Below are 25,750 nucleotides of genomic sequence, written 5' to 3' on the forward strand. Positions count from 1 at the left end.
ACCGATGAAGGCTAGTGCGCGCAAGTTGCCGATAAGCGTGAGCTGAATCAAAAAAATCGCGTCAATCGCCAAACGGCCTGAAAACTCCACATTATTTTCACATCCGGCTGCTACTTTTAAACACTGTCACTGGTTGAACCAATGAAGGTTCTTCCCTCCTACCATGAGCTAACGGACGCGCTCGATAATGAAGGCGGGCAACACATGAATAAAGGGTTCAGTAAGGTTACGTTTCCAAACGCCTGCCAGCTGATGCGCTGGCATTTTCATCCCATGGGTTTCGAGGCGAGCATGGACGCCCCGGGCAGCATGATTGCCCGTCTTTTTGATCGTGCCACTGGCGAGACCATGATCGCCATTGCCGGTATTCCGTGCGCCACCGTCATGAATGCTGCGGATGTAGAACTGATAATCGAAGCGGTGGAGGATGAACTTGAAGCCTTCGTACCACCACAAGCCCTCCGGAGTTATGCCTGAAGGCTCAGATGTTAAAAAAGCCCACTTCAAGTGGGCTTTTTGTTGAGCGCTGTTCCCTGTACCTGTAGGAGCGAGCTTGCTCGCGATGAATTTGAGGGCGCCGCGTTCAATCAGACCACCCGCATTATCGTTAACGAGCATCGCGAGCAAGCTCGCTCCTACAGGGTCTCGATTCAGACGGTGGTTTGGCTTTTACGATGATCGACAAAGAACGCCTTGCCCTTGCCGATCCGGTCGGAGGCCTTGGGCATGTTTGCGGCCTGGTTGTCTTGGGCATCGACGTACCAGTAGCAATGGCTGACGGCGCGGGTAATACCCACGTAGGCCAGCCGCAGGATTTCGTCCTTCTGGGCGTTGTCGTAGGGTTCGCTGTCACCGGCCTTGCCCAGGCCTGCCATCCGGTAGACCTGATTCTTGTAAGGTGAGCTGGTCAGGTGCTGGCAGTCGCCCAGCAGAAACACCGCATCGGCCTGGAGGCCTTTGGCGCTGTGATACGTCAGTTGTTTGAGCCTGCGAGCTTCATGCGGCAAGCTAGAATCAACATTAACTACCGACTGAATATGCTCCTCTATCAATAACTTATCGCTGCTTTTACGATAAAGCATCAAGATCGAATCGCCCTTTCGGTAATGCTCCATCAGGCGTTGGGCCATGCCCTGGTCATCACGATCGAGGACGTTCACTGGCAGCAACGCCTTGGGTTCGCCGCTGGCCTTGGCTTTCTTCCCGGCAATCGCCGGTGCTGCGCGCACGATGTGCTCGGCGGCATCGATGATGTGCTGGTGGCTGCGGTAGTTGTCGCTGAGCATGACCTTGGTGGTGCTCGGCGACGGGAACTCCTTGTTGAACTCCATGAAGTAGGTCGGCGAACTGCCGCGCCACCCATAGATGGACTGCCAGTCATCGCCCACACACAGCAGCGAGGAGCGCTGGGCCCCGCGCCCGACGTGCATGGCCGGCCCGCGACTGCGGATCTCTGCCAGGCTGGCCCTGATCCAGGAGACGATCTGCGGCGAGACATCCTGGAATTCGTCGATCATCAGGTGTGACAGCGGCCGCAGCAACTCATCGCTGAGCAGCTTGAGGTTCTCCGGCGAATGCTCGCTGAACAGGGCGAACATTCGATTGTAGGTCATGATCGGCGGCTTCTGGTCCAGCAAATGATCTTCCAGCGCCCGCCAGTACAGACTCAAGGCCTCGAAGAAGAACCGGTCGGGATCGTCCTTGGCGAAACTCATCTGACCTACCGCGCCCGGCACGTCCAGCCCGAGGTTTTCGATGAACCCGGCGGCGGCGACAAAGCAATCGAGCAGTGGCGCTGAAGCGAGCTCGCCCTTGACCTTGTAATCGAAGCCCGGCCCGGCGCTGGCATCGCCGGCGAGCGAGGCCAAAACACGTTTCGATGATTCGTAACTATCCAGCCATATCAAAGGCTTACGACAGAAAGCTTGAAACAGGGTGCGCTTTACGGCCCACTCTGCGCGCACCGTCAGCTTGGCGTTTGGTCGCGTGACCTGCGGGTTTTCCCGGGGATCGAACCCCAACACCACCCAGGCATCCAGGGACGGGATGTAGCCGTGGCAATAGAATGTCGAGCCGTTGATATCGAACGACTGGCGATTCGGTTCGATGCCCTTGATGGGCCAGGCACCGGCGCGAAACCACAGGTCCTCGATGGCGTCGCACAGTTCTTCATCGCGCTTGGCCGCGAGCTCGGTTACGCCCATGCGTTTCTGCACATCCGGGTGATCGCGCTCCAGTTCCTTGAGTTGCAGGGCATGCCGGGACAATGGCTTGATCAGCTCGCGAAAACGCTCATTGTCACTGTGCAGCCGGTGATAACAGGCGTTGAGCTGTTGGCGTTGAGCGTCGTTGATGCGCAGGTCGAACGGATTGCTGTCGACCTCCTCATCACCCTGTGCAGCCCGCAGGCTGAGGTTCTCGAAAGCCTGCAAACGCTCGAAACCCGGAAGGCTGCGCACCATCGGCAGGATCCGCGAGTGAAAGGTGCGCACCAGGTCCCGCGCCTCCTTGAAACTGATCGCGCGGCCCCAGAGCGCAAACAGTTCGATCAGCTTGTTGATGAAGTCCTTGCGCGACTCACGGGTGAAGGTCACCACCGTCATCGAACTCAGTTCAAAGCCCAGGTAATGGGTCAACAGCAAGATTCGCAGCACCAGCGTGGTCGATTTGCCTGCACCGGCACCCGCGATCACCGAGGTGGACGGTGTATCGCTGAAGATCATTTTCCACTGTGCGGCGCTGGGTTGGGCATGGGCCGGTAACAAGCGGGCGACATCGGCCTTCATACGTTTCTTCAATTCGGCGCTCAAAGGCAGGCGCCAATCGTCGAACAGCAAGTCATCGACATTCGGCGGTCGGTGCTCAGTGCTGCGCGAGTCACGGATCAGCAGGACCTGTCGACCCTCCTCCAACCCCTCGAGCTTGCCTTCCCTGTAGCCGTAATCGACCCCGGCGCTGTGACCGCTGCGAAAACCGTCGGCCTGGCCATGCAACCAAGACGCACGATGCTGTGCGTGCAGGCGGGTCAGGCTGTAGCCGAAGAATCGGGCGAGCAATCGCTTGATCAGCGGCATCTCGGCCAGGGGGCGAAGTTCAGGCGGAAGATCGGGGGTGTGTTGCGGCACGCGGACTGACTCCAGGGTGTGAGGCTGTTGAGCGCTATGGTGTCTGCATTTGCCCTTGAGTTCTAGTGAATTGCTTATGACTCATTGGCTTATGCGATGAAGTGAAAGCTGGATGAGAAACTTTCGAGTTCGTTTTATATCAATCCATTCGATGGGAATGCTGCATTTTTTACGCTTTTTATCGATTGTTGCCTGTTGGATGATGGCCGTCATCACTCACCGGTCTCGCTTCGTGGCTCAGGCACCTGGCCCCATGACGAACCTTTTCTGGAGACGATCATGCTTGAACTCAGACCTTTCAACTCGCTCGGCGGCGCTCACCACGGCTGGTTGGATGCTCACCACCATTTTTCGTTCGCCGAGTACTACGATCCCAAGCGCATGAACTGGGGCAACCTGCGGGTCTGGAACGACGACGTGATCGCTCCCGGCACCGGTTTCCCGCAACACCCGCACCGCGACATGGAAATCATCACCTATGTCCGCGAAGGCGCCATTACCCACCAGGACAACCTTGGCAACAAGGGCCGCACCGAAGCCGGTGACGTCCAGGTCATGAGTGCCGGCACAGGGATCGCCCACAGCGAGTACAACCTGGAAGCGACGCCGACGAGGATTTTCCAGATCTGGATCATCCCGAACGAGTCCGGCCTGGCCCCATCCTGGGGCGCCAAGCCGTTCCCGAAAGGCAACCGCGAAGGTTTTGTCACCCTGGCCAGCGGCAAGGAAGGCGACGATCAGAGCCTGCGCATCCGCGCCGATGCCCGGCTGGTAGCGGCCAACCTGAAGGCCGGCGAGTCTGCCGAATACGCGTTGGACAAGGGGCGTCGTGCGTACCTGGTGCCGGCCACCGGGGTCATTGAAGTCAATGGCTTGCGTGCACAAGCTCGAGATGGTGTCGCGGTTGCCGATGAGCAAGTGTTGCGGGTGACGGCCATCGAGGACAGCGAGATTGTTCTGGTGGATCTGGCCTAACCCGCTGAGCAAATCGCAAAAAAGGGGCGACCGTGTTGGTCGCCCCTTTTTTAGTTGCTGCAGCGAACCCTTTGTGGGAGCGGGCTTGCTCGCGAAAGCGATGTTTCAGTCAACATTGATGTTGAAGCTGATACCGCCTTCGTCGGAACGCCGCCCGGACCAAGCCCGCTCCCACAGGGTTGTGTGTTTATTTTGCGGAAATGGCACCATCGACCAGCGTTTGCGCCTCGGCCACCAGTTGCTTGAGGTGGTCGTCGCTGACAAAGCTTTCGGCGTAGATCTTGTAGATGTCTTCCGTGCCCGACGGACGCGCCGCGAACCAGCCGTTCTCGGTCATGACCTTGAGGCCGCCAATGGCCTGGTCATTGCCCGGTGCGTGGCTGAGGATGCTCTGGATCGGCTCGCCCGCCAGTTGGGTCGAGGTGACCTGTTGCGGCGACAGCTTGCTCAACAGTGCTTTCTGCTCCGGATTGGCCTTGGCGTCGACCCGCACCGAGAACGGCTCACCCAGTTCGTCGGTCAAGGCGCGATACGCCTGGCTCGGGTCGCGACCGGTCCGGGCAGTCATCTCGGCGGCCAGCAAGGCCGGAATCAAACCGTCCTTGTCGGTGCTCCAGACACCGCCGTCCTTGCGCAGGAACGAGGCACCGGCGCTTTCTTCGCCGCCGAAACCGAGGGATCCATCGAACAGGCCGTCGGCAAACCATTTGAAACCGACCGGCACTTCGTACAGGCGACGCCCCAGGCGCTTGGCCACGCGATCGATCAGGCCACTGCTGACCACGGTTTTACCCACGGCAGCATCGACGCGCCATTGCGGACGGTTCTGGAACAGGTAGTCGATGGCCACGGCGAGGTAGTTGTTCGGCGCCAGCAAACCACCGGACGGCGTGACGATGCCATGGCGGTCGTGGTCCGGATCGCAGGCAAACGCCACGTCGAAGCGTTGTTTCAGGCCGATCAGGCCTTGCATGGCGTGGCTGGACGATGGATCCATGCGGATCTGGCCGTCCCAGTCGACGGTCATGAAGCGGAAGGTCGGGTCGACCTCTTTGTTCACCACGTCCAGGTCCAGGCGGTAATGCTCGGCAATCGCCGACCAGTAACGCACCCCTGCTCCACCCAGCGGATCGACACCCAGGCGCAGCCTGGCATCGCGGATGGCGTCGAAGTCGATCACGCTGATCAGGTCGGCGACATAGGTGTTGAGGTAATCGTGTCGATGGGTGGTGCTGGCCTTCAGTGCCTGCTCGTAGCTGATGCGCTTGACGCCAGCGAGCTTGTTGGCCAGCAGTTCGTTGGCCTTGGCTTCGATCCACTTGGTGATGTGGGTATCGGCCGGACCACCGTTGGTTGGGTTGTACTTGTAGCCACCGCTTTGCGGCGGGTTGTGGGACGGCGTGATGACAATGCCGTCGGCCAGGCCGGTGGTGCGACCGCGGTTGTAGCAGAGGATCGCATGGGAAATGGCCGGCGTCGGCGTGTATTCGTCGCCAGCGGCAATCATCACGGTCACGCCGTTGGCCGCCAGCACTTCGAGGGCGCTGGCGCCGGCTGGCGTGGACAGCGCGTGGGTGTCGATACCGACAAACAGCGGGCCATCGATACCTTGAGCTTCGCGGTACAGGCAGATCGCCTGGCTGATCGCCAGCACGTGCCATTCGTTGAAACTCAAGTCGAACGAGCTGCCCCGGTGCCCGGACGTGCCGAAGGCAACGCGCTGGGTCGAAATTGCGGCATCCGGCTGGCCGGTGTAATAGGCCGTTACCAGTCGCGGGATGTCGACCAACAATTCTGCCGGTGCCGGTTTACCCGCAAAAGGACTGAGTGTCATGCAAAACCTCTGGAATAGAGTGGTTCAGGAATTGGGTCGCAGTTTACTGGCAGTTTGACCGCAAGGCGACGGGATCGATCCAACACACCGGAGGTTGTTATTTTTTGTCTCGCTCACTCGACTGATTCCAGACGCAGCGCATCCCCCAGCAGTCCCAGTGCGGCCGCCAGGTTGTGATCGCCGCCGAAGGTATGACTCAAGCGCAGATGCTGTCCGTGCAGACCGTGAAGGCTGAACAGTTCGCCCGGCGCGATGACCACTTGATGGGCCAGAAGGCGCTGGAACACACGACGCACATTGACCCGACGCAACGAACGCACCCAAATCGTTGCACCACCTTCTGGCTCGACGAAATGCAAGGCATCCCCCAATCGCTCCTGCAACAACAGGGTCATTTGACTCTTGCGCTCCTTGAGCAGCCGGCGCAACACCAGCAGGTGTTGATCGATGCGACCGCTGCTGTACAAACGGGCGATGGCTTTCTGGCGAATCGGTGAAAGACGGAAGGAACGCAGCAGGAAGTGCCGTTGCAGTTCAGCGCTCAAATGCCTTGAAAGCAGGTAACCGTAGGGCGCTTCAGGCCCGATGATTTTCTCGAACGTGGAAAACACCAACAGCCGTTCAGGGTCCAGCAAGTCGCGAAAGCGCACGCCGCCCAGGTCGAATCCGAGTTCGCCATAACAGTCGTTCTCCAACACCCAACTGTCATGCGCGGCCAACAGCCGGGCAATGGCCTGCCTGTTTTCGTCAGGCGCCAGGCTGCCACGGGGCATGTTCAGGGCCGAGGACAGCATCACCAGCCTTACCGGTTCGGTATCCAGCAGCATGTTGAGCCGTTCCGGATCCAGGCAGCCATCGGCCTGCACGGGCAATTCAATCACCCGCACGCAGGCGGCTTGAAACAAACGCAGGATCGTCCAGTCGCACGGCGATTCGACCACCACGGTGGCGTCTTTCAAACCCAGCACGGCGATCAGGATTTCCAGTACACCGCGAAGGTCGGCGCCTATGTAGACATCATCGGCGTGCCAGTAACGCATCGGAGACGTGGTGTAGCGGGCTGCCAGGGCGGTGCGCAATTCGAGCTCGCCGCAGGGTTGCGAAGGCGACTGCGGCTGTCGGGGATACTGGCGCAGCAACTCCCGCTCCAGCAGCAACAAAGGACTGTCGAGCGGCTGCAGCAACGCCGGTTCATCGGCGCTCAAGACCAGCATCCCCGGACGCCTGGCATTGACGTAGACCGCTTCCAGCAGATCGCTGCCGCTGTCCTGCAGGTTGATTGAGGACACTGGCAATGCGTAGTAACCGGACTTGGCCACCGAATAGACGCGCCCTTCTTTCTCCAGCAACGAATAGGCGTACTGAATGGTCGAGATCGACACATTGAGACGCTCCGCCAGATGCCGCAGCGACGGCAGGCGGATGCGCGAATCCCCTTCAGACTCGTTGATCAGGCTGACCAGGTACCGATAAACCGCCTGATAGGCGAAATCCGTTTCTCGTGGACCTTTCATGGGCGAAGGCCAACCGCACTGGCTGAAAATCCGCCCACGCTCAGTGACCCGCTGACCATTCATCCGCCAACGTGCTGTCAGCATCAGGATCGCCCGGCGTATGTTGCGACGCGGCCCTCTGGATGTTTGCTTCAGCCGCCCCGCCAGCGCCTGCGGGCGTCCACTCCATGCGGTAAAGCTGGCCAATCAGGCTGACGGGCAATCCGCTGACATCAATCATCCATTGCATGATCTGTTCGGCGACCGGATGCCCCTGCATGGCCCGGTGCAACTCGGGCATGGCCACCAGCATGCCCGGATGGCACTGACGCAGGAAACGCTCAAGCCACGCACCTTTTTCGATGAAAGGAGAAAAAAGCAGGCACACCAGTTGTGCTTCGCTCAGGCCCAGATTCTTTTGCGCTTCGGCCGCCGCACGGGCGCGCTGCTCGGTCAGTGTCGCCGGGTTACCGAAGACCTCGATGGCCTGCTCGCACAAACGCTCGGGCAAGCGCTTGCGGCGCATCATCACCAAGGCGCGTTGCAGGTATTGCGCAATGCCGGACTCGTAATTGCGGCCCTGCACGTAGCACGCCTGCAACCCCCTGACGTGCGCCGAGATCGACGGGCTGACGAATTCGTTGTCGCTGATCTGCGCGGACAGTTCGTCCGGCTGGAACCGGAGAAACTCTGTCAGCAATGGCCAGCGCTCTTCCAGGTTGCTGACCAGCAGGTCGTGGATGTCGATGCAGGCCGTACGACGACAGGTCTCAAAGCGCTCTTGCGGACGCCACCGGGCCTGGCCGTAATCGGCGTAGAACGCGTGATAACAGTCGCTGCCCAGTTCATCGAGCAATGCAAACAACCCCGCATAACCGGCCTCGCCTGCGGGCGAAGGCTTGAGCCCTGCCTTGGTGGCGGCCCGCTTCAAACCCTCGATGAACTGCTTCTGTTGACGCGGCGTGTCACTGCTGAGCAAGGCGTCGACACCACCGTCCCAGCGGGCGATTTGTCCGTAGAACTCTCCCGTGGCCAGATAACCGTCATCCCACAGGTCGAACCCGCCACGCCACTCCCGTCGATGGCCGATCAGCAGCAGGTTCAGGCGACCGGACTCGCGACCGGCGTCGGAGATCGGCGCCAGGTGGTTGAACGGCAAGACTTCCCGATCATCGACCGTCAACACCTCGACCCGGGGATCGTCATAGACAAACAATGCGCTGTTGGTCCGGTGCATGTTTTCCACGGCCGCGCAGTTTGCCCCGTTCAACCGCAACGAGGCGATGCGCAACTGGAATGTCGCCGGCGACCGAGTGGCAATGGTCAACTGCGCAGCACGCAACAGTGCCAGGGTGTAGCAGTTGTCACGGGCCCCGGACTGGATCGCCAACACCTTGTAATCGCCAATGTGCTCCATGCCCCCCGCCGCCACCGCCAGACGCTGAATCAACAATTGCAATGCAGTGCGTTCGGCACGGGAGAAAAAACCCAGCAATCGCTGCAGCACTTGTTGATAGACATGGTTCATCGCTTGGTCATGGATGCTGGTCATCTTTATTTACCTGATACTCGTAAGTTCAACATCGCGCAGACAGCAAATCCCGTTGGACTGTCTGTGCGAATGGAGTCATGGACTTTATTGCCAAATGCTAACACTTGAATTTTCTTGAAATCATTTGAAACGATCGCAGCGCCGCCTCGGTTTAACGACGAAGGTGAGGCCGGAGCGCCCGGCTGGCAAGGGTTTGTTCGTTTGAAACCGGCGTCCTAGGAAATGTCCGACAAAGTCCCACAGACACTTAATACAAGAAATAAAGAAGGAAGTTGTCGCTGTGTTTTTGGCAACTAAACAACAACAAACTAATTTGGAGATTTGCACCGACGGCGCACATTGAAAAGTTTCAGCCTGACACCCAGCCATGACTCATTCCTTGAGATGAAAGTAATCATTCAATTATCAGGGCTTAGTGGCTGATTAGAAGCTACAGATTACGAGCAAAAACCAGTTCAGTTGCTGGACCGGCCTGCGGGTCGACGGCTTTTTTTGGGAAGGGGGGGCTGAAACGAAAGAGTCCGTGCGGGCACGGACTCTTGGGAGGGCTGTTGGGTGAGTGTCAGGCCGGTTCGACCTGCAGCGCGACCCTCTCGTGACACGGGCATTCGTCCATGTAGCGGTGTGCCTCGACAAACTCGGCAAACGGGAAGACCCGAGTCTTGAGCGGCAGCAGAACGCGGTCGGCGGTCAGCTGATTGATGTCGCGCAAGGCACGTTGCAGTGCGGCCTGGTCCTGGGTGATGCCCAGTTCCGGCTTGCCAGTGAAGTTGCCGATGCAGTGCACGAAGAACTGAATGTTCTTCTGGAACGCTGCGCAGGCCGGGAAAGGCGTCTGGTTGCCACCTTGCAGGCCGTACAGCACCAGGCTGCCGCGAGGTGCCAGCACATCGCCAAGCAACGACATCTGCGGACCGCCCAAACCATCGAACACCACGTCCACGCCACGGTTATCGGTGATCTTGTTGATCCGCATCAGCAGATCTTCTTCCTCGGTAACGATCACTTTTTCGGCACCCAGCGACAGCAGGTATTCACGTTCCTCCGCAGTCTTGGTCGCGGCGATCACTCGAACACCCAAGGCCTTGCCCAGTTGTACGAACGAAGGTCCGGCGCAATGACTCGCGTCAGTCACCAGGGCGAATTGCCCGGGCTTGACCCGTGCCAGATCGGCATAGGCGAAATAGGCGATCAACAACGGCGTGTAGTGCACGCTGGCTTCAATCGGGCTGAGCACATCCGGATAACGGGTGACTGCCGAGCGTGGCAGAACGATCAGCTCACCGTAGACCGGGTAGTCGTTCGGGCTTTGGGCCGGAAAGCTGGCGACCTTGTCACCGACTTCCAGGTCATCGACGCCATCACCGACAGCAGTGATGATACCGGCCATCTCCTGGCCAAGGCCTGAAGGCAGACGAGCATGGGACGGGGCCAGGTTCTGGCGCCAGAGAGTGTCATACCAACTGATGCCTATCGCCTCGACGCGCACCTGCACTTCGCCCGGTGCAGGCAAAGACGCCGCATGCTCTTCGCATTTGAGCACCTCGGCAGGACCAAACTTGTGAAAACGGATCGTGCGGGACATCGCAAACCTCGCCAAATGAACCTCTAATGCCTTGAACTCTAGCTGGGCTTTCAACCCAACACTATCTGTGGCTATTAATAGTCGACATGCCTGTCATTGATTCCGCAGCGGCGGCGACATCGTCAAATGCCGTGAGAAACCGAAGCCGCCTTTACAGGAAATCTGAATTACCCGGTGCAGAGTACCAGCCTTTCCCCGTAATATTCCTGCTGGCCATTGTTCTCATATGGCCGCCCACGTCAAGTTTGCTGACTCTGCCAGGACTCCAGATGAATCGTAATGACCTGCGTCGTGTCGACCTGAACCTGTTGATCGTTTTCGAAACATTGATGCACGAACGCAGCGTGACCCGTGCTGCGGAAAAACTGTTCCTCGGCCAGCCAGCCATCAGTGCGGCGCTCTCGCGCCTGCGCGGCTTGTTCGATGATCCTTTGTTTGTGCGTACCGGCCGCAGCATGGAGCCTTCCGCCAGGGCGGTCGAGATCTTCGCCCTGCTATCGCCGGCGCTGGATTCGATTTCCACTGCCGTCAGCCGCGCGGCCGAGTTCGATCCTGCCACAAGTACCGCCGTGTTCCGCATCGGCCTTTCGGACGACGTCGAGTTCGCCTTGCTGCCAATGCTGCTCAAGCGCCTGCGTGCCGAATCGCCGGGGATTGTGCTGGTGGTGCGCCGGGTCAACTACATCCTGATGCCGGGGTTGCTGGCATCCGGCGAGATTTCCATCGGTGTCAGCTACACCACCGACCTGCCGGCCAACGCCAAGCGCAAGGTACTGCGCCGCAGCCAGCCGAAGCTGTTGCGCGCCGACACCGTGCCGGGGCCGTTGAGCCTGGATGATTACTGCGCTCGCCCCCATGCACTGGTGTCGTTCGCCGGCGACCTCAGCGGTTTCATCGATGAAGAACTGGAGAAGCTCGGGCGCAAGCGGCATGTGGTGCTCGCCGTGCCGCAGTTCAACGGACTCAGCACCCTGCTCGCCGGCACGGATATCGTGGCTACGGTGCCCGACTACACCGCCGATGCACTGACCGCTGCCGGCGGTGTACGGGCCGAAGATCCGCCGTTGCCGGTGCGCAGCTTCGAACTGCACATGGCCTGGCGCGGGTCCCAGGATAACGATCCGGGGGAGCGCTGGTTGCGGTCGCGGATTCAGATGTTTTTCGGGGATCCGGATAGCCTCTGAGAAGGATTGGCCGCCTGATCGGCTATGCAGGGGGCAATCCGTCCAGCGTAAAACCATGGCAAACGGTGAAGTGGGCGCGGCGCAGGCCTGAATGAAAACGGGTGCACCGACGTCGAACCGGGGAAGATCAGCAAAAGAATTTCGTATACCCTAGCGCTATCTCACTCCAAATGACCGCCGCCGTGAACCTGACCAAACTCAACGCACCCGACCTTGGTAACTCGCCTTCGACTTCGGAAATCATCACCCGCCATCTGCGGGATGCGATTGTCGCCGGGCATTTTGCCGAGGATGAGCCGATCCGCCAGGACGACATCGCCCGCCAGTTCAATGTCAGCAAGATCCCGGTGCGCGAAGCCCTCAAGCGGCTGGAGGCCGAAGGGTTGGTGATGTTCCAGCGCAATCGCGGGGCGATGGTCACGCGGGTTTCCGATGCGGAACTGGCGCAGATGTTCGAAGTGCGGATGTTGCTGGAAGACAAGATTCTGCGCCTGGCCATTCCGAACATGACCGAAGAGACCTTCGCCCGTGCCGAGCGCATCTGTCAGGAGTTCATCGGCGAGGACGACGTGGGGCGCTGGGCCGAGCTCAACTGGGAGCTGCATTCCTGCCTGTACGAGCCAGCGCAGCGACCGTTTCTGGTGAGTCTGATCCGTTCGGTCAACGACAAGCTGGAGCGTTATCTACGCATGCAGATGAGCTTGTCGGCCGGTAAGGAACGGGCCGATCACGAACACCGCGAGATCCTGGCGGCCTGCCGCGCCGGGGATGTGGACCTGGCGGTGAAGCTTCTGGACGAGCACATTGCCGGCGTCTGCACGACCCTGTTCGAGCACCTGCCCCACACCCACTGACAGCTGCGGATGCTGTGCCGATTTCGTCATCGACACAGACTAAATCCCTCAAGCCGACACCCCGCCGCACGGGCCACTCTTGCGTTCACTCAACCGAATGGACGTGGCCCTCCCATGAAACGCATCTCAGTGATCGACTCCCACACCGGCGGCGAACCGACCCGCCTGGTGACCGCCGGCTTTCCTGACCTGGGCACTGGCAGCATGGCCGAACGGCGCAAGGTATTAGCCGAACAGCATGACCAATGGCGCGCCGCCTGTGTGCTGGAACCACGGGGCAGTGACGTACTGGTGGGCGCGCTGCTCTGCACGCCGGTGGACCCTGGCGCCTGTGCCGGGGTGATTTTCTTCAACAACACCGGTTATCTGGGCATGTGCGGCCACGGCACCATCGGCCTGGTGGCGTCGTTGGCGCACCTGGGCAAGATCGGCCCCGGCGTGCACAGCATCGAAACGCCGGTGGGCACGGTGCAGGCAACCCTGCACGAAGACCATTCGGTGAGCGTGCGCAACGTGCCGGCCTACCGTTATCGCAAGGCGCTGGCGGTGCAGGTGCCGGGCATTGGCCAAGTGGTCGGTGATATCGCTTGGGGCGGCAACTGGTTTTTCCTGATCGCCGAGCATGGCCTGCGGGTGGCCGGCGACAACCTCGAAGCGCTGACCGCTTACACCTTCGCCGTACAGCAAGCACTGCAAGCCCAAGGCATTCGCGGTGAAGACGGCGGCTTGATCGATCACGTCGAGTTGTTCGCCGATGACGATCACGCCGACAGCCGCAACTTCGTGCTCTGCCCCGGCAAAGCCTATGACCGTTCGCCCTGCGGCACCGGCACCAGTGCCAAACTGGCATGCCTGGCGGCCGACGACAAGTTGCAACCGGGGCAGATCTGGCGCCAGGCCAGCGTCATCGGCAGCGAGTTCGAGGGTTCCTACGAACTGCAGGGTGAGCGCATCGTGCCGACCATTCGTGGTCGCGCGTTCATCAGTGCCGAGGCGAGCCTGATCATCGAACAGGACGACCCGTTCGCCTGGGGCATTCGTCCATGAACGAGGGCCAGGTGGCCGATGTGATCGTGATCGGCGCCGGCATTATCGGCGCCGCCTGTGCCCAGGCGCTGGCCCGTCGCGGCTTGCAGGTGCTGGTGCTGGACGCCGGCCTGCACGGCGCCACGGCCGCCGGCATGGGCCACTTGCTGGTACTCGACGACAACCCCGCCGAACTGGCCCTGAGCCAATATTCGTTGCAGCGCTGGCGCGAACTGGGCGCGGACCTGCCCGACAGCTGTGCCTACCGCTGCAACGGCACGCTGTGGCTGGCGGCGAATGCCGAAGAAATGGCGGTGGCCCACAGCAAATTCCTGAACCTGCAAGCCCAGGGCGTGGCTTGCGAACTGATCGGCGCCAGTGCCCTGCGCCAGCGCGAACCGGAACTGAGCGAAGGACTGGAAGGCGGCTTGCTGATCAATGGCGACGGCATTCTATACGCCCCGGCGACGGCCAGATGGATGCTCGAAACACCGAACATCCGCCAGCGCCGGGCACGGGTCAGTGCGGTCGATGGCAACCGCGTCTGCCTCGATGATGGTCACTGGTTGAGTGCCGATGCCGTAGTGTTGGCCAACGGTATTCAAGCCAACGAGCTGTGCCCGGAACTGCCCATCGAGCCGAAAAAAGGCCACTTGCTGATCACTGACCGCTACCCCGGCAGCGTCACCCATACGCTGGTGGAACTGGGTTACGTCACCAGTGCCCACAACGCCACGGGGCCGTCGACCGCCTGCAATATCCAGCCGCGCCCCACCGGGCAACTGTTCATCGGCGCCTCGCGGCAATTCGGCACCACCGACCCGCAGGTCGAAGGCTGGATGCTCGCGAAAATGCTCAAGCGTGCCGCCGAGTACATGCCGGGGCTGGCCCGGCTCAATGGCATCCGTGCCTGGACCGGTTTTCGCGCCGCCAGCCCCGACGGCTTGCCGCTGGTGGGCCAACATCCACAACGTCAAGGCTTGTGGCTGGCAGTCGGTCACGAAGGACTGGGCGTAACCACCGCCCCCGGCACCGCCGATTTACTGGTGGCGCAACTGTTCAACGAAACCCCGCCACTGGCCGCACAACCCTATCTGCCCCAGCGTTTTCTCGGAGAACCGGTCTATGCCTGAATTGTTGCTGGACGGCCACGCCCTGAAAGTCGCCGAAGGCACCAGCGTCGCCGCTGCCCTGGCGTTGGCCAGCGACGGCTGCACGCGCACCTCAGTCAGCGGTCAGCGCCGTGCGCCGCTGTGCGGCATGGGCATTTGTCAGGAATGCCGGGTGACCATCGATGGCCGGCGTCGCCTGGCTTGCCAGACCTTGTGCCGTGACGGCATGCAGGTGGAGACTCGCCCATGAATGAATACGCTGATCTGTTGATCATTGGTGCTGGCCCTGCCGGGATGAGCGCCGCCCTTGCCGCCGCCGCCAGCGGCGCTCGCATTGTCATGCTCGACGACAACCCGCTGCCGGGCGGGCAAATCTGGCGCGACGGACCTCAAGCCAACGTACCCGGTCAGGCCCGGCGCCTGCGCGAGCGTCTGGCGTCGTGCAACAACATCCGCCATCACGCCGGTACTCGGGTGATCGCCGCCCCCGGCGCGAAACAACTGCTGGTGGAAGATGACGACCATGGCTGGTTGATCAGCTACGACAAACTGATTCTGTGCACCGGCGCCCGTGAATTGCTGCTGCCCTTCCCCGGCTGGACCCTGCCGGGTGTCACCGGTGCGGGTGGTTTGCAGGCGCTGATCAAGGCCGGTTTGCCGGTGCAGAACGAGCGCGTGGTGATCGCCGGCAGCGGCCCGCTGTTACTGGCCAGTGCCGCCACCGCCAAACAGCATGGCGCGCAAGTGCAACGCATCGCTGAACAAGCCAGCCGCAGCGCCGTCGCCGGTTTCGCCGCGCAACTGCCGCGCTGGCCCGGCAAATGGCTGCAATCGTTCAGCCTGTTCGACCACCACTACCGCACCGCCACTCACGTATTGGCGGCGTTTGGCACCGACCGAGTGGAAGGCGTGCGCCTGCAACAACAAGGCAACATCGTTGAGTTGGAATGTGATCGGCTGGCCTGTGGTTTCGGGTTGATTCCGAATATCCAGTTGGGTCAGGCACTGGGTTGCGCCATCGAAGATCAAGCCATCGCGGTGGATGCCTGGCAGGCCAGCAACCGCGCCGATCATTATGCGGCGGGCGAATGCACAGGGTTCGGCGGCAGTGAGCTGGCCTTGGTGGAAGGTGCGATTGCCGGCCACGCTGCGGTCGGCAATCTGGAAGCCGCCAGGCAATTGTGGCCGCGTCGGGCGCGTTGGCAGGGTTTCGCCAAGGCGCTGAACGGCGCGTTCGCCCTTGATCCGCGACTCAAGTCCCTGGCCCAACCCGACACCCTGGTTTGCCGCTGCGAGGACGTGCCCTACGCGGCATTGACCGGTCACTCTGACTGGCGCGAAGCCAAACTCGCCAGTCGCTGCGGCATGGGTGCCTGCCAGGGCCGGGTGTGTGGCGGCGCAGTGCAGCATATGTTTGGTTGGCAGCCCTCAGCACCGCGCCCACCCTTCAGCCCGGCGCGGATCGAAACCTTGATGTCCCTGGACGATACCCCGCCAGCGTGATGACCACGCCAGGGGTTTCGGCCACGCTGCCGAGTCTCTATGATCCCGGGGGTCACCCTCAGACCCCCAGCGCCATGTATCCCTCGCTCACCACCTTTAAACCTTGCGATCTGCCGACGCTGCTGAGCAGCCTTCAGCCCATCGCGCCGTTGCTCGATACCCTGTCGGACGTGGTGTTTTTCATCAAGGACTGCGAGGCCCGTTACGCCTTCGTCAACCAGACCCTGGCCCGACGTTGTGGTTTCAAACACAGGGACGAACTGCTGGGGCGCACCGCCGAAATGGTCTTCCCGGAACGCTTCGGTCCGCTGTACACCGAGCAGGATCGGCGAGTGCTGTCCAGCGGTCGCGAACTGGCCGATCAGCTGGAGCTGCATTTGTATTATGGCAATCAGCCGATCTGGTGCCTGACCCACAAACTCGCCTTGAAGGATGAACAGGGTCGAATCGTCGGCCTGGCCGGTATCTCCCGCGACCTGCAATCGCCGCAGTCGAACCATCCGGCGTTCCAGAAACTCGCCGCAGTGGATGCCCATATCCGCCGCCACTTCGCCCGCTCCATCAGCCTCGCCGAACTGACCGCCATCGCTGGCTATTCCGTGGCGCAATTGGAGCGGCACTGCAAACGGGTGTTCCAGCTCACCCCACGGCAAATGATTCACAAGGCGCGCCTGGAAGAAGGTTCGCGGTTGTTACTGCACACCGAGTTGCCGATTACCGAGATTGCCTTGCGCTGTGGTTACACCGACCACAGTGCCTTCAGCCGGCAGTTTCGGGCGCTGACCAGTTTGTCGCCGAGTCAGTATCGCGATAATCAGCGCTGAAGATCAAAAGATCGCAGGCTGCGCCAGCTCCTGCGCCGACCGCGTACACCCGCGATTAAAACGCCTGCCAGTGTTCCTTAAAGAGGCGCCCACGCTACCGCTGCTCCCATATGTAACACCTGTCCTCACTGCCTTGGCGTCACCTCGCTACGGGTTGCACCGCTACAAAACCTCTACGCCAAGGCCTGACAACTAATTCACCCCTCGGACTGGAAATAGGCACGTTGATTGCTATTGTTAATATCGTATACGAAATCCCCAATACGATATTCAACAGCACTTCACATCAACGAGGCCTCTATGAAAAACCCCGCATTTGCCGTAGCCCTCAGCGCTGTTCTCAGTACCTCCTTTATCGCCACTGCCCAGGCCGACAAGCTCGACGACATCATCGGTTCGGGCAAACTGCGCTGCGCCGTGACCCTGGACTTCCCGCCCATGGGCTTTCGCGATGCCAGCAACTCGCCGGCCGGCTTCGATGTGGACTATTGCCGCGACCTGGCGAAGATCCTCGGGGTCGAGGCCGAAGTGGTGGAAACGCCGTTCCCGGATCGCATTCCGGCACTGGTCTCCGGGCGGGCTGACGTGATCGTCGCGTCCACCTCCGACACCCTCGAACGCGCCAAGACCGTTGGCCTCACCGTGCCCTACTTTGCCTTCCAGATGGTGGTGCTGACCCGCGACGACACCGGCATCAACGGCTTCGACGACCTCAAGGGCAAAGCAGTGGGCAACACCAGCGGCACCTATGAGGCCATCGCCCTGGAGAAAGACGTGAAGAACTGGGGCTCGGGCAGTTTCCGAGCCTACCAGTCGCAGAGCGATACCCTGCTAGCCGTCGCCCAAGGCCACATCGATGCCACTGTGGTCACCAACACCGTGGCCGCCGCCACCCTCAAGTCGGGCAAATACAAAAACCTGAAAGTCGCCGGTAACGCCCCGTACGTCATCGACTACGTGTCCCTGGGTGCCAAGCGCAGCGAGTTCGGCCTGCTCAACTACCTCAACCTGTTCGTCAACCAACAGGTGCGCACCGGTCGCTACAAGGAGCTGTTCGTTAAATGGGTCGGCACCGAGATCCCGCCGACCAACCTGACCGTGCCTCAGGTCTACTACTGATATGTCCGGCATGCCTGGGCCAATTTCTCTGACCGGGCGCAGCCTGGTGGCGGGTGCCGCGCAAGGCGCCCTGCTGTTGGCCGATGTCGGCTTGAGTTTCTGGGGCGGAGTCGATCCCTGCACGGGTGAAGTCATCGACCGCCATCACCCGCTCAGCGGCCAACACCTGGCCGGCCGCGTGCTGGCGATTCCCAGTGGTCGCGGCTCGTGCACCGGCAGCAGTGTGTTGATGGAACTGATCAGCAACGGCCATGCACCGGCGGCATTGGTGCTGGCCGAAGCCGACGAGATCCTGACCTTGGGCGTGCTGGTGGCGCAGACCATTTTTGCCCGTTCCCTGCCGGTGCTGTGCATCGGTCGGGAGGCCTTCGCCGCCTTGCGCGGCCAGGCCTTCGCCCGGGTTGAAAATACAACGCTGAGCCTGTTCGATCACCTGCCGGGCGACGCCTGGCAGGCGCTCGACAGCCCATTACCAGACACTGACAGCACCGCCTCGATCAGGCTCACCGAGCACGATCGGGCGCTGCTCGATGTCCGGCATGGCAAGGCCGCGCAAATGGCCATGCAGATCGTCCTGCGTATGGCCGAACTGCAGGGTGCCGACCACTTGGTGGATGTCACTCAAGCACACATCGACGGCTGCATTTACACAGGACCTGCGAGCCTGCGCTTTGCCGAGCAACTGGTGCAATGGGGAGCAAAAGTGCGAGTGCCCACCACCCTCAATTCAATTTCCGTCGACCAGCGCCGTTGGCGCGAACTGGGTATCGACCCGGCATTGGGTGAACCGGCCAGTGCCTTGGGCGATGCCTATATGGCGATGGGCGCACAGCTCAGTTTCACCTGCGCGCCGTACCTGCTCGACACTGCACCGAAGGCTGGCGAGCAAATCGTCTGGGCGGAATCCAACGCAGTGGTCTACGCCAACAGCGTGCTCGGTGCACGCACCCTGAAATACCCGGATTACCTGGACATCTGCATCGCCCTCACCGGTCGCGCCCCGCTGATCGGCTGCCACCTGGACGCGCAACGCAAGGCCCGGTTGCAGATCGAATTGCCTGCCCTCGGTGAACTGGACGATGCCTTCTACCCGCTGCTGGGTTACCACATTGGTGCCCTGGCCGGCAGTCGCGTGCCACTGGTGCTGGGACTGGAAAAACGCAAGCCGAGCCTGGACGATCTCAAAGCCTTTGGCGCGGCCTTCGCCACCACCTCTGCGGCGCCACTGTTCCACATCGCCGGGGTCACCCCGGAGGCCATTGACCCGGCGCAGGTGCTGGATGCGGACACTTGCATTCCCGTGGAAAAGATCCGCCTGAAGGACCTGCTGTCGAGTTGGCGCGAACTCAACAGTGCTCGCGATAACCGGGTGGATGTGGTGTCGCTGGGTAACCCGCACTTTTCCCTCAGCGAGTTCGCTCACCTGGCGCGACTGTGCCAGGGACGACAAAGACACCCGGATGTGGTGCTTGCCATCACCTGCGGCCGTGCCGTGTTGGAGCAGGCCCGCGAGGCCGGGCACATCGCTGTGATCGAAGCGTTTGGCGCGACCCTGGTCACCGACACCTGCTGGTGCATGCTCGGCGAACCCGTAATCCCCTTGGCGGCTAAAACCCTGATGACCAACTCGGGCAAATACGCCCATTACGCACCGGGCCTGGTCGGCCGCAAGGTGCACTTCGCCAGCCTTGCCGAATGCGTCGACGCGGCCTGCACCGCAACGGCCAGCGGACGTTTGCCGGCCTGGTTACAACCTGCTGCCCTACTGGAGAGCCCTGCGCATGTTTGACTACAGTTTCCAATGGCGCTCCACCCTGCGCGCCCTGCCGGACATGCTTGCCGGTGCCATCGTCACCTTCGAAACCGCCGCGCTGTCGATGATCTTCGGCGTGCTGATCGCCCTGGCCCTGACGGTGATGCGCGAGGCCAAACACCCATTGCTACGCGGGTTCGGCAACGGTTGGGTATCGATTGCCCGCAACACCCCGTCGCTGTTCCAGATCTACATCCTCTACTTCGGCCTCGGCTCGCTGAACCTGCACGTCAGTTCCTGGTTCGCCCTGCTGGCCGGGATCACCTTCAACAATGCCGGGTATCTGGCGGAGAACTTTCGCGGCGGCCTCAAGGCCGTGCCTGACACGCAGGTGCGTGCGGCGCGTTCCCTCGGCATGAGTGCCTTCCAGGCCTACCGCATGATCATCGTCCCGCAATTGCTGCGGATCGTGTTCTACCCGCTGACCAATCAGATGGTCTGGGCGGTGTTGATGACGTCGCTGGGGGTGATCGTCGGGCTAAACAATGACCTGACCGGTGTGACCCAGGAATACAACGTCAAAACCTTCCGCACCTTCGAGTATTTCACCATCGCAGCGGTGCTGTATTACTTGATTGCCAAGGCGATCGTCGCGGCAGCCCGGCTGATGGCCTGGCGGTTGTTCCGTTACTGAGGAGCTGTCCATGTTTTCCACCGATTTTTCCTCGAATGACCTGATGTTCCTGCTCAACGGTGCGTGGGTCACGATGCAACTGACGTTCTGGTCGATCATTCTCGGCTCCTTGGCCGGGTTGTTCTTCGGCCTGCTGCGGGCCTTGTTGCCACGGGCCAGCCTGCCGCTGGCGTGGGTGCTGGACGTGTTTCGCAGCGTGCCGTTGCTGATCCAGTTCGTGCTGTTCAACTCACTCAAAAGCATCGTCGGTTTGAACATCAGCGCCTTTAGCGTCGGCTGCATTGTGTTGGGGGTTTACGCTGCGGCGTACTTCACCGAGATCGTGCGTGCCGGCGTGCTGGCGGTGCCGTTCACCGTGCGCCGGGCCAGCCGTTCGTTGGGGTTGAGCTTCTTGCAGGACTTGCGCTGGATCGTCCTGCCGATGGCCACCCGAGTAGCGTTCCCCGGCTGGCTGAATCTGGTGCTCGGTGTCATGAAAGACACTGCGCTGGTGATGTGGATCGGCATCGTCGAACTGCTGCGCGCCTCGCAAACCATCGTCACCCGCATCCAGGAACCGTTGCTGGTGCTGTGCATCGCGGGCCTTATCTACTACGTCATGAGCCTGGTGGTCGCACGCCTGGGCGCTCGTCTGGAAAGAAGGTGGCAAGAAAATGATTGAGATCGACAACGTACATAAATCCTTCGGCAACCTCGAAGTGGTCAAGGGCGTCAACCTGACGGTGAACAAGGGCGAAGTGGTGTCGATCATCGGCGGCTCCGGCTCCGGCAAATCGACCTTGCTGATGTGCATCAACGGCCTGGAACCGATCCAGAAAGGCAACATCCGCGTTGACGGCGTCGAGGTCCATCACAGCGCCACCGACCTCAATCGCCTGCGGCAGAAAATCGGCATTGTGTTCCAGCAATGGAATGCCTTCCCGCACCTGACGGTGCTGGAAAACGTCATGCTCGCACCGCGCAAAGTGCTGGGCAAAAGCAAGGCTGAAGCTGAAGAGCTAGCGGTCAAGCAACTGACCCACGTCGGTCTGGGCGACAAGCTCAAGACCTTCCCTGGCAAGTTGTCCGGTGGACAGCAACAACGCATGGCCATCGCCCGCGCCCTGGCCATGTCACCGGACTACATGCTGTTTGACGAAGCCACCTCGGCCCTTGACCCGCAGTTGGTCGGTGAAGTGCTGGACACCATGCGCATGCTCGCCGAAGACGGCATGACCATGGTGTTGGTGACCCACGAAATCCGCTTTGCCCGGGACGTGTCCGACCGTGTGGCGTTCTTCCGCAATGGCCTGGTGCATGAGATTGGTTCGCCGGATCAGGTGATTGGCAATCCGGTGCATGCGGAGACTGCAGCGTTTCTCAAGTCAGTGAAATAACCCAAGGCCTCATCGCGGGCAAGCCCGCTCCCACAGGTATTGCTGGTGTACACAAAATTGGTGGCCGACACAGATCACTGTGGGAGCGGGCTTGCCCGCGATGAGGCCCGCACAAACAAAACAAGGAGTCCCCTCATGCGTTCATCAAAAGTCATTCATGTCGTCAGCTGCCACGCCGAAGGTGAAGTCGGCGACGTGATCGTCGGCGGTGTCGCCCCGCCGCCCGGGGCCACCGTGTGGGAACAGTCGCGCTGGATCGCCCGGGACGAAACCCTGCGCAACTTCGTCCTCAACGAACCCCGCGGCGGCGTGTTCCGCCACGTCAATTTGCTGGTGCCGGCCAAAGACCCACGGGCGCAAATGGCCTGGATCATCATGGAACCGGCCGATACCCCGCCGATGTCCGGTTCCAACTCGTTGTGCGTCGCCACCGTATTGCTCGACAGCGGCATCCTGCCCATGACCGAGCCGCAAACCCGCCTGGTGCTGGAAGCGCCCGGCGGCCTGATCGAAGCCGTGGCCGATTGCCGCGATGGCAAGGTGCAACGGGTGGAAGTGAAAAACGTGCCGTCCTTCGCTGATCGACTGGATGCGTGGATTGAAGTCGAAGGCATCGGCTCGCTGAAGGTTGACACCGCTTATGGTGGCGACAGTTTTGTGATTGCCGACGCCAAAGGCCTGGGCTTTTCCATCAGCCCGGATGAAGCCGCCGATCTGGTGGCGGTCGGGCTGAAAATCACCCGCGCCGCCAATGAGCAACTGGGGTTCGTGCATTCACTGAATCCTGAGTGGTCGCACATTTCCTTCTGCCAGATCGCCGCGCCCCTCGTCTATGAGAACGGCATCGCCACCGGTGCCAATGCGGTGGTCATCCAACCAGGCAAAATCGACCGTTCCCCCACCGGCACCGGCTGTTCGGCGCGCATGGCGGTGTTGCAGGCCAAGGGTTTGATGCAGGTGGGCGAGCGCTTTGTCGGGCGCTCGATTATCGGTTCCGAGTTCCACTGCCGCATTGATTCGTTGACCGAAGTCGCCGGCCGCGCCGCGATTTACCCGTGCATTTCCGGCCGGGCGTGGATCACCGGCACCCATCAATTACTGCTCGACCCAAGCGATCCGTGGCCACAAGGCTATCGCCTGTCCGACACTTGGCCCGGCGCCTGATCACGCAATCCCTGAATCCCCAGACCAACGGCCAGTAAAAACCCCTGAAAACCAAAAAAAGCACTAGCCGAGCGTTGTCATTATAAATATCGTATACGAAATACTATTAGCGAACCGGAGGCAACAATGAGCAAGCGCATTAACTGGAGTGGCGTCTTCCCTGCAGTGACCACTCAATTCAACGATGACTTCACGATCAACCTGGATAAGACACACCAGGTGATTTCCAATGTGATCCGCGATGGCGTGTCAGGCTTGGTGGTCTGCGGCTCGGTGGGTGAAAACACCTCGCTGAGCGCCGAAGAGAAAATCGCCGTGACTGAGGTCGCTGTCGATGCCGCCCGTGGTCGCGTACCGGTGATTTGCGGCGTGGCCGAGTTCACCAGCATACAAGCGGCCAAGGTCGCCAATGCCGTACGCCGGGTCGGCGTCGATGGCGTGATGCTGATGCCGGCGCTGGTCTACGGTTCCAAGCCGTTCGAGACTGCCGAGCATTACCGCTACGTGGCGAAAAACGCAGACGTGCCGCTGATGGTCTACAACAACCCGCCTATCTATAAGAACGACGTCACCCCGGACATCCTGATTTCCCTGGCCGACTGCGACAACGTGGTGTGCTTCAAGGATTCTTCCGGCGACACCCGCCGCTTCATCGACGTGCGCAACGAAGTCGGTGACCGTTTCGTGCTGTTCGCCGGCCTCGACGACGTGGTGCTGGAAAGCATCGCCGTGGGTGCCGAAGGTTGGGTCTCGGGCATGTCCAACGTGTTCCCGAAAGAAGGCGAAACCATCTTCCGCCTGGCCAAGGCCGGTCGTTTCGCCGAAGCCATGCCGATCTACGAATGGCTGATGCCGATCCTGCACCTCGATGCCCGTGCCGACCTGGTGCAGTGCATCAAACTGTGTGAAGCCATCGCCGGTCGCGGCAGCGCCTTGACCCGTCCGCCACGCCTGGCCCTGCCGGAAGCCGACCGCGTATTCGTCGAGCAGATCATGGCCAAGGCGTTGGCCAACCGCCCGGAACTGCCGGACGTCGGTCTCTGAGTGATTGCCGGGCGGGCCTTTACCGGCCCGGCCCGGCTGCCCGCTTTTTTGCGCCTTAACAAGGTACGTCAGCATGTCGAATCCTCAACACACGCAAAGCGCAACCTCACCCTCTGGACTCAAACGCGTAGTGGCCGCCGCCATGGCTGGCACCGTCGCCGAATGGTATGAATTCTTTCTCTACGGCACCGCCTCGGCATTAATTTTCGGCAAGCTGTTCTTCCGCCAGACCGACAGCCCCATCGACGGCATCATCGCCGCCTTCGCCTTGTACGCGGTCGGCTTTCTCGCCCGGCCGTTGGGCGGTTTGGTATTCGGTCACTACGGTGACAAATTCGGCCGCAAACGCCTGCTGCAACTGAGCCTGGTTGTGGTCGGCATCACCACCTTCCTGATGGGTTGCCTGCCTGGCTTCGACCAGATCGGTTACGCAGCGCCGGTGCTACTGGTGCTGTTGCGGTTGATCCAGGGCTTCGCTTTCGGTGGCGAATGGGGCGGCGCGATTCTGCTGGTGTCCGAACACTGCCCGGACAATCGTCGGGGCTTCTGGGCCAGTTGGCCGCAAGCCGGGGTGCCGGCCGGCAACCTGGTGGCCACGGTCGCCCTGTTGCTGTTGTCGTCGAACCTGTCAGAGCAACAGTTCCTTGCCTGGGGCTGGCGCGTGGCGTTCTGGTTCTCGGCGGTAGTGGTGTTGATCGGTTACTGGATTCGCACCAGCGTCGATGACGCGCCGATCTTCAAGGAAGCCCAAGCCCTTCAGGCACAGACCAAACAGCAACAGCTCGGTGTGGTAGAAGTGCTGCGTCATCACTGGCGCTCGGTGCTGGTGGGAATCGGCGCACGCTTTGCCGAGAACATCCTCTACTACACCGTGGTGACGTTCTCGATTACCTATCTGAAACTGGTGGTGCACAAGGACACTTCGCAAATTCTGCTGCTGATGTTCGGCGCGCACCTGGTGCACTTTTTCCTGATCCCGCTGATGGGCTATCTGTCGGACATCGTCGGGCGCAAGCCGGTGTACCTGACCGGCGCGGTGCTCACAGCGTTCTGGGGTTTCATCGGTTTCCCGATGATGGACACCGGCAACAACTGGCTGATCATGGCCGCCATCACCCTGGGCCTGGCCATCGAGTCGATGACTTATGCGCCTTACTCGGCGCTGATGGCTGAACTGTTCCCGACCCACGTACGCTACACCGCCCTGTCCCTGTGCTACCAGGTGGCGCCGATCTTCGCCGGTTCCCTGGCACCGCTGATCGCCATCACCTTGCTCAACAAGTTCCACAGCTCGACTCCAATCGCCTGGTATCTGGTGGGCGCCGCGCTGATTTCCGTGGTGGCTGTCAGCCTGACCCGCGAGACCCGTGGCAAGTCATTGCGCCAGGTGGATGCCGAGTCGGCGGCCCGGGTTGCTGCCGTGGACGCAGCCGCGCCAGCCACCCCGCGCCGGGGTGACTCTTTGGCTTGATGGCCCTGAAAGATCGCAGGCTGCGATCTTTTGCCCTTACCCTTTCCAGACCGGAGATTTTC

At 61.0% G+C, this 25,750-nt stretch carries 22 protein-coding genes; 17 read left to right on the forward strand and 5 right to left on the reverse strand.

Features of this window, described 5'->3' with window-relative positions:
* Window positions 1-204 precede the first annotated feature (204 nt).
* The gene (locus AC3IT9_RS14505; RefSeq protein ID WP_095942234.1) at window positions 205-477 is read left to right on the forward strand and encodes a DUF1652 domain-containing protein; all 273 of its coding nucleotides are present in this window, start codon (window positions 205-207) and stop codon (window positions 475-477) included.
* A 173-nt stretch (window positions 478-650) separates the two neighbouring features.
* Here the strand turns inward: AC3IT9_RS14505 and AC3IT9_RS14510 are convergent, their stop codons facing one another.
* A complete protein-coding gene (locus tag AC3IT9_RS14510; RefSeq protein WP_489273460.1) occupies window positions 651-3,125 on the reverse strand; it encodes a UvrD-helicase domain-containing protein in 2,475 nt (824 codons plus the stop codon).
* A gap of 279 nt (window positions 3,126-3,404) precedes the next feature.
* Here AC3IT9_RS14510 and AC3IT9_RS14515 point away from each other — a divergent pair, with 279 nt between their 5' ends.
* Window positions 3,405-4,100 (forward strand): pirin family protein, encoded by a 696-nt coding sequence (locus tag AC3IT9_RS14515; protein WP_489273461.1) that lies wholly within the window; start codon window positions 3,405-3,407, stop codon window positions 4,098-4,100.
* 187 nt (window positions 4,101-4,287) lie between these two features.
* Here the strand turns inward: AC3IT9_RS14515 and pgm are convergent, their stop codons facing one another.
* The 4 genes from pgm to AC3IT9_RS14535 form a co-directional block, all read right to left on the reverse strand.
* Complete coding sequence (gene pgm, locus AC3IT9_RS14520) at window positions 4,288-5,934, reverse strand: phosphoglucomutase (alpha-D-glucose-1,6-bisphosphate-dependent) (protein WP_489273462.1); 1,647 nt, start codon at window positions 5,932-5,934, stop codon at window positions 4,288-4,290.
* 113 nt (window positions 5,935-6,047) lie between these two features.
* The gene (locus tag AC3IT9_RS14525; protein WP_489273463.1) at window positions 6,048-7,448 is read right to left on the reverse strand and encodes an aminotransferase-like domain-containing protein; all 1,401 of its coding nucleotides are present in this window, start codon (window positions 7,446-7,448) and stop codon (window positions 6,048-6,050) included.
* A gap of 40 nt (window positions 7,449-7,488) precedes the next feature.
* A complete protein-coding gene (locus AC3IT9_RS14530; RefSeq protein ID WP_489273464.1) occupies window positions 7,489-8,979 on the reverse strand; it encodes a hypothetical protein in 1,491 nt (496 codons plus the stop codon).
* 562 nt (window positions 8,980-9,541) lie between these two features.
* Window positions 9,542-10,564 carry a zinc-dependent alcohol dehydrogenase family protein gene (locus tag AC3IT9_RS14535; RefSeq protein WP_150723799.1) on the reverse strand — a complete coding sequence of 341 codons (1,023 nt, stop codon included), beginning with the start codon at window positions 10,562-10,564 and terminating at the stop codon, window positions 9,542-9,544.
* Between the two features lie 269 nt (window positions 10,565-10,833).
* On the opposite strand from AC3IT9_RS14535, the gene AC3IT9_RS14540 reads away from it, so the two are divergent.
* The 15 genes from AC3IT9_RS14540 to abaF all read left to right on the forward strand — a co-directional run bounded on the left by AC3IT9_RS14540 (window position 10,834) and on the right by abaF (window position 25,688).
* Window positions 10,834-11,748: a LysR family transcriptional regulator gene (locus tag AC3IT9_RS14540; RefSeq protein ID WP_095942189.1), complete on the forward strand. Its 915-nt coding sequence runs from the start codon at window positions 10,834-10,836 to the stop codon at window positions 11,746-11,748.
* Between the two features lie 170 nt (window positions 11,749-11,918).
* The gene (locus AC3IT9_RS14545; RefSeq protein ID WP_489273465.1) at window positions 11,919-12,602 is read left to right on the forward strand and encodes a GntR family transcriptional regulator; all 684 of its coding nucleotides are present in this window, start codon (window positions 11,919-11,921) and stop codon (window positions 12,600-12,602) included.
* A gap of 114 nt (window positions 12,603-12,716) precedes the next feature.
* Entirely contained in the window at window positions 12,717-13,649 is a 933-nt protein-coding gene (locus AC3IT9_RS14550) for a 4-hydroxyproline epimerase (protein WP_489273466.1), read from the forward strand.
* Window positions 13,646-14,761 (forward strand): NAD(P)/FAD-dependent oxidoreductase, encoded by a 1,116-nt coding sequence (locus AC3IT9_RS14555; RefSeq protein WP_489273467.1) that lies wholly within the window; start codon window positions 13,646-13,648, stop codon window positions 14,759-14,761. Before AC3IT9_RS14550 ends, AC3IT9_RS14555 begins: the two co-directional genes overlap by 4 nt.
* Complete coding sequence (locus AC3IT9_RS14560) at window positions 14,754-14,990, forward strand: 2Fe-2S iron-sulfur cluster-binding protein (RefSeq protein WP_007994312.1); 237 nt, start codon at window positions 14,754-14,756, stop codon at window positions 14,988-14,990. Before AC3IT9_RS14555 ends, AC3IT9_RS14560 begins: the two co-directional genes overlap by 8 nt.
* Window positions 14,987-16,243 (forward strand): FAD-dependent oxidoreductase, encoded by a 1,257-nt coding sequence (locus tag AC3IT9_RS14565; RefSeq protein ID WP_489273468.1) that lies wholly within the window; start codon window positions 14,987-14,989, stop codon window positions 16,241-16,243. The genes AC3IT9_RS14560 and AC3IT9_RS14565 overlap by 4 nt, the downstream gene beginning before the upstream one ends.
* A 74-nt stretch (window positions 16,244-16,317) precedes the next feature.
* The gene (locus tag AC3IT9_RS14570) at window positions 16,318-17,067 is read left to right on the forward strand and encodes an AraC family transcriptional regulator (protein WP_489273469.1); all 750 of its coding nucleotides are present in this window, start codon (window positions 16,318-16,320) and stop codon (window positions 17,065-17,067) included.
* 300 nt (window positions 17,068-17,367) lie between these two features.
* Window positions 17,368-18,186, forward strand: coding sequence for an ABC transporter substrate-binding protein (locus AC3IT9_RS14575; RefSeq protein ID WP_046042020.1), 819 nt, complete (start codon window positions 17,368-17,370; stop codon window positions 18,184-18,186).
* Window positions 18,187-18,196: 10 nt separating this feature from the next.
* Window positions 18,197-19,975, forward strand: coding sequence for a cis-3-hydroxy-L-proline dehydratase (gene lhpI, locus AC3IT9_RS14580; RefSeq protein WP_489273518.1), 1,779 nt, complete (start codon window positions 18,197-18,199; stop codon window positions 19,973-19,975).
* Window positions 19,968-20,633, forward strand: a complete 666-nt coding sequence (locus AC3IT9_RS14585) for an amino acid ABC transporter permease (RefSeq protein ID WP_489273470.1) — start codon at window positions 19,968-19,970, stop codon at window positions 20,631-20,633. The genes lhpI and AC3IT9_RS14585 overlap by 8 nt, the downstream gene beginning before the upstream one ends.
* A 10-nt stretch (window positions 20,634-20,643) precedes the next feature.
* Window positions 20,644-21,294, forward strand: coding sequence for an amino acid ABC transporter permease (locus AC3IT9_RS14590; RefSeq protein ID WP_150714424.1), 651 nt, complete (start codon window positions 20,644-20,646; stop codon window positions 21,292-21,294).
* The gene (locus AC3IT9_RS14595; RefSeq protein ID WP_047530195.1) at window positions 21,287-22,009 is read left to right on the forward strand and encodes an amino acid ABC transporter ATP-binding protein; all 723 of its coding nucleotides are present in this window, start codon (window positions 21,287-21,289) and stop codon (window positions 22,007-22,009) included. Before AC3IT9_RS14590 ends, AC3IT9_RS14595 begins: the two co-directional genes overlap by 8 nt.
* 135 nt (window positions 22,010-22,144) lie before the next feature.
* Window positions 22,145-23,173, forward strand: coding sequence for a trans-3-hydroxy-L-proline dehydratase (locus tag AC3IT9_RS14600; RefSeq protein ID WP_489273471.1), 1,029 nt, complete (start codon window positions 22,145-22,147; stop codon window positions 23,171-23,173).
* A 126-nt stretch (window positions 23,174-23,299) separates the two neighbouring features.
* On the forward strand, window positions 23,300-24,217 hold the full coding sequence (locus AC3IT9_RS14605) for a dihydrodipicolinate synthase family protein (RefSeq protein ID WP_489273472.1): 918 nt from the start codon (window positions 23,300-23,302) through the stop codon (window positions 24,215-24,217).
* Window positions 24,218-24,290: 73 nt separating this feature from the next.
* Window positions 24,291-25,688 carry a fosfomycin efflux MFS transporter AbaF gene (gene abaF, locus AC3IT9_RS14610; protein WP_489270194.1) on the forward strand — a complete coding sequence of 466 codons (1,398 nt, stop codon included), beginning with the start codon at window positions 24,291-24,293 and terminating at the stop codon, window positions 25,686-25,688.
* Window positions 25,689-25,750 lie beyond the last annotated feature (62 nt).

This window comes from Pseudomonas sp. KH_046_1 (assembly GCF_057839025.1).

Bases quoted from the DNA above. Each gene is read 5' to 3' on its own strand.
- AC3IT9_RS14585 (WP_489273470.1), top strand. From the start codon at position 19,968: ATGTTTGACTACAGTTTCCAATGGCGCTCCACCCTGCGCGCCCTGCCG.
- AC3IT9_RS14540 (WP_095942189.1), top strand. From the start codon at position 10,834: ATGAATCGTAATGACCTGCGTCGTGTCGACCTGAACCTGTTGATCGTT.
- abaF (WP_489270194.1), top strand. From the start codon at position 24,291: ATGTCGAATCCTCAACACACGCAAAGCGCAACCTCACCCTCTGGACTC.
- AC3IT9_RS14535 (WP_150723799.1), bottom strand. From the start codon at position 10,564: ATGTCCCGCACGATCCGTTTTCACAAGTTTGGTCCTGCCGAGGTGCTC.
- AC3IT9_RS14595 (WP_047530195.1), top strand. From the start codon at position 21,287: ATGATTGAGATCGACAACGTACATAAATCCTTCGGCAACCTCGAAGTG.
- AC3IT9_RS14590 (WP_150714424.1), top strand. From the start codon at position 20,644: ATGTTTTCCACCGATTTTTCCTCGAATGACCTGATGTTCCTGCTCAAC.
- AC3IT9_RS14605 (WP_489273472.1), top strand. From the start codon at position 23,300: ATGAGCAAGCGCATTAACTGGAGTGGCGTCTTCCCTGCAGTGACCACT.
- AC3IT9_RS14545 (WP_489273465.1), top strand. From the start codon at position 11,919: ATGACCGCCGCCGTGAACCTGACCAAACTCAACGCACCCGACCTTGGT.
- AC3IT9_RS14525 (WP_489273463.1), bottom strand. From the start codon at position 7,448: ATGAAAGGTCCACGAGAAACGGATTTCGCCTATCAGGCGGTTTATCGG.
- AC3IT9_RS14515 (WP_489273461.1), top strand. From the start codon at position 3,405: ATGCTTGAACTCAGACCTTTCAACTCGCTCGGCGGCGCTCACCACGGC.
- lhpI (WP_489273518.1), top strand. From the start codon at position 18,197: ATGCCTGGGCCAATTTCTCTGACCGGGCGCAGCCTGGTGGCGGGTGCC.
- AC3IT9_RS14505 (WP_095942234.1), top strand. From the start codon at position 205: ATGAATAAAGGGTTCAGTAAGGTTACGTTTCCAAACGCCTGCCAGCTG.
- AC3IT9_RS14600 (WP_489273471.1), top strand. From the start codon at position 22,145: ATGCGTTCATCAAAAGTCATTCATGTCGTCAGCTGCCACGCCGAAGGT.
- pgm (WP_489273462.1), bottom strand. From the start codon at position 5,934: ATGACACTCAGTCCTTTTGCGGGTAAACCGGCACCGGCAGAATTGTTG.
- AC3IT9_RS14550 (WP_489273466.1), top strand. From the start codon at position 12,717: ATGAAACGCATCTCAGTGATCGACTCCCACACCGGCGGCGAACCGACC.
- AC3IT9_RS14575 (WP_046042020.1), top strand. From the start codon at position 17,368: ATGAAAAACCCCGCATTTGCCGTAGCCCTCAGCGCTGTTCTCAGTACC.
- AC3IT9_RS14530 (WP_489273464.1), bottom strand. From the start codon at position 8,979: ATGACCAGCATCCATGACCAAGCGATGAACCATGTCTATCAACAAGTG.
- AC3IT9_RS14570 (WP_489273469.1), top strand. From the start codon at position 16,318: ATGTATCCCTCGCTCACCACCTTTAAACCTTGCGATCTGCCGACGCTG.
- AC3IT9_RS14560 (WP_007994312.1), top strand. From the start codon at position 14,754: ATGCCTGAATTGTTGCTGGACGGCCACGCCCTGAAAGTCGCCGAAGGC.
- AC3IT9_RS14555 (WP_489273467.1), top strand. From the start codon at position 13,646: ATGAACGAGGGCCAGGTGGCCGATGTGATCGTGATCGGCGCCGGCATT.
- AC3IT9_RS14565 (WP_489273468.1), top strand. From the start codon at position 14,987: ATGAATGAATACGCTGATCTGTTGATCATTGGTGCTGGCCCTGCCGGG.